The sequence below is a fragment of the Acidimicrobiia bacterium genome (assembly GCA_036271555.1).
In the GTDB taxonomy this organism is placed as follows: Bacteria; Actinomycetota; Acidimicrobiia; order IMCC26256; family PALSA-610; genus DATBAK01.
In genome coordinates this window covers 23,146-29,620 of record DATBAK010000045.1, presented here as the reverse complement: position 1 = coordinate 29,620, position 6,475 = coordinate 23,146, and the positions used below count along the sequence as shown (strand labels likewise).

At 68.0% G+C, this 6,475-nt stretch carries 7 protein-coding genes; 5 read left to right on the top strand and 2 right to left on the bottom strand.

From position 1 onward, the window contains the following. Window positions 1-852 (bottom strand): IS481 family transposase (locus VH914_11860; protein ID HEX4491894.1); only part of this gene is annotated, 852 nt, incomplete at its 3' end. A 231-nt stretch (window positions 853-1,083) separates the two neighbouring features. Between VH914_11860 and VH914_11855 the strand changes: the two genes are divergently transcribed. Then, window positions 1,084-3,336 carry an alkaline phosphatase family protein gene (locus tag VH914_11855; GenBank protein ID HEX4491893.1) on the top strand — a complete coding sequence of 751 codons (2,253 nt, stop codon included), beginning with the start codon at window positions 1,084-1,086 and terminating at the stop codon, window positions 3,334-3,336. A 394-nt stretch (window positions 3,337-3,730) separates the two neighbouring features. Here the strand turns inward: VH914_11855 and VH914_11850 are convergent, their stop codons facing one another. Next, the gene (locus VH914_11850) at window positions 3,731-4,363 is read right to left on the bottom strand and encodes a helix-turn-helix domain-containing protein (GenBank protein ID HEX4491892.1); all 633 of its coding nucleotides are present in this window, start codon (window positions 4,361-4,363) and stop codon (window positions 3,731-3,733) included. 62 nt (window positions 4,364-4,425) lie between these two features. Here VH914_11850 and VH914_11845 point away from each other — a divergent pair, with 62 nt between their 5' ends. The 4 genes from VH914_11845 to VH914_11830 are packed head-to-tail and all read left to right on the top strand — an operon-like array spanning window position 4,426 to window position 6,460. Then, window positions 4,426-4,824: a DUF1801 domain-containing protein gene (locus VH914_11845; protein HEX4491891.1), complete on the top strand. Its 399-nt coding sequence runs from the start codon at window positions 4,426-4,428 to the stop codon at window positions 4,822-4,824. Then, window positions 4,821-5,285, top strand: a complete 465-nt coding sequence (locus tag VH914_11840; GenBank protein HEX4491890.1) for a helix-turn-helix transcriptional regulator — start codon at window positions 4,821-4,823, stop codon at window positions 5,283-5,285. The genes VH914_11845 and VH914_11840 overlap by 4 nt, the downstream gene beginning before the upstream one ends. After that, window positions 5,282-5,689, top strand: a complete 408-nt coding sequence (locus tag VH914_11835) for a VOC family protein (protein HEX4491889.1) — start codon at window positions 5,282-5,284, stop codon at window positions 5,687-5,689. The genes VH914_11840 and VH914_11835 overlap by 4 nt, the downstream gene beginning before the upstream one ends. A gap of 6 nt (window positions 5,690-5,695) precedes the next feature. After that, a complete protein-coding gene (locus VH914_11830; protein HEX4491888.1) occupies window positions 5,696-6,460 on the top strand; it encodes a methyltransferase domain-containing protein in 765 nt (254 codons plus the stop codon). Window positions 6,461-6,475 lie beyond the last annotated feature (15 nt).

Sequence of the window (6,475 nt, the reverse complement as noted above, 5' to 3'; positions counted from 1 at the left end):
CCAACGGTCAAGAGCGCGGGCTCGCTGACGGTTCGATGTGTAGAGGCGGGCGTATGCCCATTCGTCGGCGAGGGTGCGGTTGAATCGCTCGATCTTGCCGTTGGTTTGTGGTCGTCGAGGTCGGATCCGCCGGTGCTCGATCCCGTTGAGTGCGGCGGTGAAGTCTTTGCCGATGTAGTTCTTCGCGTTGTCAGTGAGGACGGCGTCGACCGTGATGCCATGGGTCGCGAAGAACTGCTGCGCTCGGTCCCAGAACCCGGCACAGCTCGGCCCGCGTTCGTTGAGCAGGATCTCGCTGTACGCGAGGCGGCTGTGCGCGTCGATCGCGGAGTGGATGAAGTCGTAACCGACGCGCGTCTTGGAGTGGTGGCCCGTGCCTTCACGGCCGCGCATCCGCCAGCCGCCTCCCGGTGGGATCCGTCCGAGTTTCTTGACGTCGACGTGCACGAGCTCGCCGGGCCGGTCGGTGTGGATGCGGCGGATGACCTGGCCGGTCGGGCGATCCATCCACGCGAGCCGGTTCACGCCATGACGGCACAACACGCGATGCACCGTCGACGCCGGCATCCCCACGATCGTCGCGATACGGGCCGGACCGAGCTTGCGACGCCGGCGTAACCGCACGATCCGGCGTTCTCGAGCGATGGTGGTCTGGTGCGGACACCGATGCGGTCGACTGGAACGATCGTTCAGCCCGGCTTCGCCTTCGGCGAGCCACCGCCGCCACCACTTGTCAGCCGTCTTGCGAGACACGCCCATCTCGGCCGCGACATGCGCGACCGGACGACCCGACGCAATCCGCTCGATCATGATCATGCGGCCACGCGCAGTCATTGGAGCGTTACCGTGCACCTGAGCCTCCAGAGAATCGTGGGTCTTCGAACAACCACACGATCCCTCGGAGGCTCAATTCATTGGCGGACCCACGTCACCAACGTGGACGGGCAACACAACTAGCCGCCGGCCGCCTCGCACCGGTACCGTCGGGCCGAGAACCCGGGCGGGCGGCGCTCGGTTCGGTTGCGGTGTGGGGTAAGGCAGCTACCGGACATGAATGGGGAGTGGGTCGGCATTCGACGGAGCATGCGTCCGCGCGCGCGTCGGGCGTTCGTCGCCACGGCGGCGGTCGTCGCCGTGCTCACTGCGGTGCTGCCGTACGGTCACGCCGCGGCCAAGACCCGAGCGGACGCGGTGCTCACCGCGACCTCGGACACGCCGGACATGAACAAGATCCAGCACATCGTGTTCATCATGCAGGAGAACCACTCGTTCGACGAGTACTTCGGCATGTATCCCGGCGCCGACGGCATTCCCGTCGACGGCGAGGGAAAGCCGACCATCTGCGTGCCGGATCCCGGGAACCAACGGTGTGACGCGCCGTTCCACGATCCGACCGACGCGCCCGCCGGTGGCCCTCACGGGCGTGACGATGCACTCGCCGACATCGACAACGGAAAGATGGACGGCTTCATCTCGCGCTATGAGCAGGTGTGCGGCGCGCACCCGCTGTGCAACGCGGCGAACCCGTCGATCATGGGTTACAAGCTGCGGTCCGACATTCCGAACTACTGGGCCTACGCCGACGACTTCGTCCTGCAGGACCACCTGTTCGAGTCGGCCGTGACGTGGAGTCGCCCCGCGCATCTCGATCTCCTGTCGGGTTGGTCCGCGCTCTGTTACAAGGCGGGCGACCCGATGAGCTGTCGCAACGAGTCGAACTTCGTGTCGAAGTCGCCGACGGGGGGACGCACCGACTACGCGTGGACCGACATCACGTACTTGCTCTACCGCGCCAACGTGTCGTGGTCGTACTACGTGTTCAAGGGCCAGGAGCCCGACTGCAACAACCCGTCGGCGATCAACTGCGTGCCGCGACCGCAGGACCGCAAGACGCCGAGCTTCTGGAATCCACTGCCCGCGTTCGACACGGTCAAGACCGACAAACAGCTCACGAACATTCAATCGGTCAGCGACTTCGTCGGCGCGGCGAAGGACGGCGCGCTCCCCGCCGTCTCGTGGGTGGTGCCGAACTACTCCGTCAGTGAGCACGCGCCCCGCAAGATCAGTGACGGGGAGAAGTACGTCACGTATCTGATCAACCAGTTGATGCAGGGCCCCGAGTGGGACTCGACCGCGGTCTTCCTCTCGTGGGACGACTGGGGCGGCTTCTACGACCACCTCACGCCGCCGACGGTCGACGCGAACGGCTACGGCATTCGCGTCCCGGGTCTCGTGATCAGTCCCTACGCGAAGCAGGGCACGATCGACCACCAGACGCTGACCTTCGACTCGTACCTGAAGTTCATCGAGGATCGCTTCCTCGGCGGCCAGCGCCTCGACCCCGCGACCGACGGTCGACCGGATCCCCGCCCCGACGTCCGCGAGAACGCGCCCGGACTCGGCAACGTCGTCGACGATTTCGACTTCACCCAACCGCCGCGGGCGCCGGTGCTCCTGCCGACGGTGCCCGGTTCGCAGCTCGCGACGCCGCTCACGCGATCGACCGGCGTCTCGAGCACGAGCGCATCGGAACCGGTCGTCGGGAACGCGCCGTTCGCGGTGACGTTCGACGGGTCGGCGAGCACCGATCCGAACGGCATCAGCAACTGGACGCTCGGGTTCGGCGACGGGAAGAAGTCGAAGGGGAACGGCGCGCCGCCCGCCGCGATTCACCATCGCTACGACACGCCCGGCTCGTACACCGCGACCCTCACCGTCGACGGGAACGACCACACGAAGGCTCGCGCGCGCCAGACCGTGATCGTCGACGCGGGTGGGACCAACCGGCCGACGTGGCTCACCTCGAATCCGCCGGTCGGCTACACGCCCGCGTCCACCTCGTTCGACGGTTCGCTGAGCGCGCCGGGCGATTGGTCGATCTCGTTCGGCGACGGCAGCGCGCGCGTCACGGGCGACGGAACGCCGCCGGCCGCGCTCGATCACACCTACACCGAGGCCGGCAACTACACCGCCATGCTCACGGTCACCGGCACGGACGGAAAGACGACGACCGCGCAGGCGCGCACCACGGTCGTCGACCCCGCGGGTCCCGACGCGCACACGAAGGCGGCGAGCCCGGTGTCGTCGACCACCGCGTTGCTCAACGCGCACGTGACCCCGAACGGCCCCGACACGACCGCGTGGCTCGTCTGGGGTACCGATCCCGCGCACCTCGACCACAAGACGGCGACGCAGAGCGTCGCGAGCGAGGACAACGTCGTCGCGGAGATCGATTCGCTGACGCCCGGAACGAACTACTACTTCGAAGTGGTGGCGACGAACGCCGACGGCACCGCGCACGGCGGCGTGCTCGAGTTCACGACCCCGGACTCATAGCGCGCGCCCGGGGACGTTACGTGCGCGCGTCGGATTCGCCGAGCTCTTCTTCCTCGATGCTCGCGAGCAGCGACCACGCGCCGCCGACGCACACGCACAGCGCGAGCAGCACGCCCTGCGGCTCTGACGCGGGACGAGCACGAAGCCCGACGTGATGACGGCGAGCATGAGCTCGGCCGTCATGTAGCGACCGCGTGAACACAGCAGCGGCATTGCAATCACTGCTCGCAAGTGGATCGAGATCGCAACGAAGATCGGGCCTGTGAGCACCGCGGCCGCGCCGCCGACCATCACGTAGAAGTCGTGCCGCTCGTCCACCGAGTACATCGCCGAACGACCAACCATTCCGTCCCCCCTCCGAATGGGAGCACAGCTTGCCCGCGTCGGCCGTACGTCAGGGCGATTCGCCGAGCAGCTGGGCCGCGAGGGTCGTCTGGACCCACTGCTCGTAGCGCGCGCCGCTCCAGCCCCGGTCGAGCACGAGCAGGCCGTAGACCTCGGGCGACGCGAGCGCGTGGATGACGTCGGCGGCGTCGCGTTGCCGCACGCCCGAACGGAGCGAGCCCGAACGCGCGAGTGAACGCGCGACGCGCTGCTGGCCCTCGTGCCGCTGGCGCGCGATGTTGGCGAGGAGCGCGGCGGCGCCCTCGTCGGAGCGCGCCGCGTCGGCGACGATGCGATGCACGGGCGCGGTCCGCGACATCAGGTCCCGGAGCAGTGCGGCGAAACCGGCGAGCTGCTTGGTCGGATCCGCGTCGGCGAGGAGCGCGTGCACCTGCGGACGGTCGGCCATCGCGACCGCGTCGTCGTCGCCGGCGATCGACACATCGAGCACGGCCTTCAGGATCCCGAGCTTCGAAGCGAACAGCCGGTAGACGGTGGCCTGCGGCGTGTCGGCGCGATCGCTGATCGCCTCGATCGTCGTCGCCCCGTAGCCGCGCTCGAGGAAGAGGTCGCGCGCCGCCTCGACGACCGCCAGCCGAGTGCGTCTCGTTCGCGCCTGTCCGCGCTTGACATTCCCCGCCATCGATGTGAGAGTAACACTCTCGAAACAAGAGCGTTACTATCGATTCTGACGAAAGGATCGAGATGTCGGACGCTTCGAAGAACATCGACGAGCGGATCAAGGAGCTCGGCGACTGGCGCGGCAAGAAGCTCGCGAAGGTGCGCAGCATCGTCAAGAAGGCCGATCCCCACGTCGTCGAGGAGTGGAAGTGGGCGAAGGCATCGAGCCCGGGCACGCCCGTGTGGTCGCGCGACGGAATCATCTGCACCGGTGAGAGCTACAAGAGCGTCGTGAAGCTCACGTTCGCGAAGGGTGCCGCGCTGAAGGACCCGAAGAAGCTCTTCAACTCGAGCCTCGCTGGGAACACGCGGCGCGCGATCGACTTCGCCGAAGCCGACGTGATCGACGAGAAGGCGCTGACCGATCTCATCCGTGAGGCCATCGCGCTGAACGAATCGACGAAGGCGGGCAAGAAGCGTTGACGCCGGAAGACCTCGCCAACCTCGCGCACCTGCGTCGTGCGCGCGATCTCATGGACCGCGAGTACTCGAACGCGCTCGACGTCGCCGCGGTCGCAAGGGTCGCGCTCATGTCGCCGGCGCACTTCTCGCGACAGTTCCGCGCCGCGTACGGAGAAACGCCCTACGCGTACTTGATGACGCGGCGCATCGAGCGCGCGAAGGCGCTGTTGCGGCGCGGCGACATCTCGGTGACCGACGTGTGTATGGCAGTCGGTTGTGCGTCGCTCGGCTCGTTCAGCAGCCGTTTCACAGAGCTCGTCGGCGAGACGCCGACGGCCTATCGCGCCCGAGACCACCGGGCGCTCGTGAGCATCCCGAGTTGCGTCGCCAAGCACGTCACCCGTCCGAGGCGAATCGCGAGTCAACCGAGCAGGATCCGAGAAGCACAGCGGATGGTCGGTTCTCTAGCGTTGCAGCCATGACCGTCACCCTTGCCTGCTGCTTCCTCCAGATCCACGACCCCGACGCCGCGCTCGCGTTCTACCGCGACACGCTCGGCCTCGACGTGCACAACGACGTCGCCCGCGAGCAGTTCCGGTGGATCACCGTCGGCTCGTCGGCGCAACCCGGTGTCGACATCGTGCTCACGAACTACCTCGACGGCAGTCCTGCCGACGCCGACACGATCGCCGCGCTGGTCGCCAAGGGCGCGATGAACGGCGTGCACTTCCGCAGCGACGATCTCGACGCGACGTTCGCGAAGCTGCACGACGCCAAGGCCGAGATCGTGCAGGAGCCGACCGACCAGCCGTGGGGCGTGCGCGACGGCGCGGTGCGCGATCCGTCCGGCAACCTCGTGCGCATCGAGCAAGTCGCCTCCCGATAGCGGGCGGTGCGCGCGCCCGTCGTGGGAACGTGGGGCGTGATCCCCGAGTTCGACGATCCCCGGCTCGTCGCCGTCTACGAGACGATCAACGCGTACGGGCCGGGCGAGCAACCCGACTTCTACGAGCGCCTCGCGCGCGAGATCGGCGCTCGCCGGATCGTCGACCTCGGCTGTGGCACGGGACTGATCACGCGCGCGCTCGCCGAGCGGGATTTCGAGATGATCGGCGTCGAGCCGTCGGCGCTGATGCTCGCCGTGGCGCGCCGGCAGCCGTTCGGTGACCGCGTCGACTGGATCGAAGGCGGCGCGGACGCGCTCGGCGCGGAGCGTGCCGACCTCGCGATCATGACCGGGCACGTCGCGCAGTTCTTCGTTGCCGACGACGACTGGCGCCGCGCGTTGCTCGCGTTGCGGGGCGCGATGCGATCGCGTGGCGCGCTCGCCTTCGAGACGCGCAATCCACTCGCGCGCGCGTGGGAGCGATGGACGCGCGCCGACGCGGTGACCGTGCGCGATCCGATCGCCGGTGAGATCGAGACGTGGACCGAGGTCGACATCGTTGCCGACGGCGTCGTCTCGTTCACGAACCACTACCGCTTCCTCGCCACCGGCGTCGACGTCGTGTCGCCCGCGCGGCTGCGCTTCCGGACCGAGGACGAGCTGCGCGCGACGCTCGCCGCCGCGGGCTTCGCGATCGCTCACCTCTACGGCGATTGGGACGGCCGTCCCGCGACTGCGACCACGCCCGAGCTCATCGTCGTGGCGAGTTGAGCGGAGCCGGGTAGC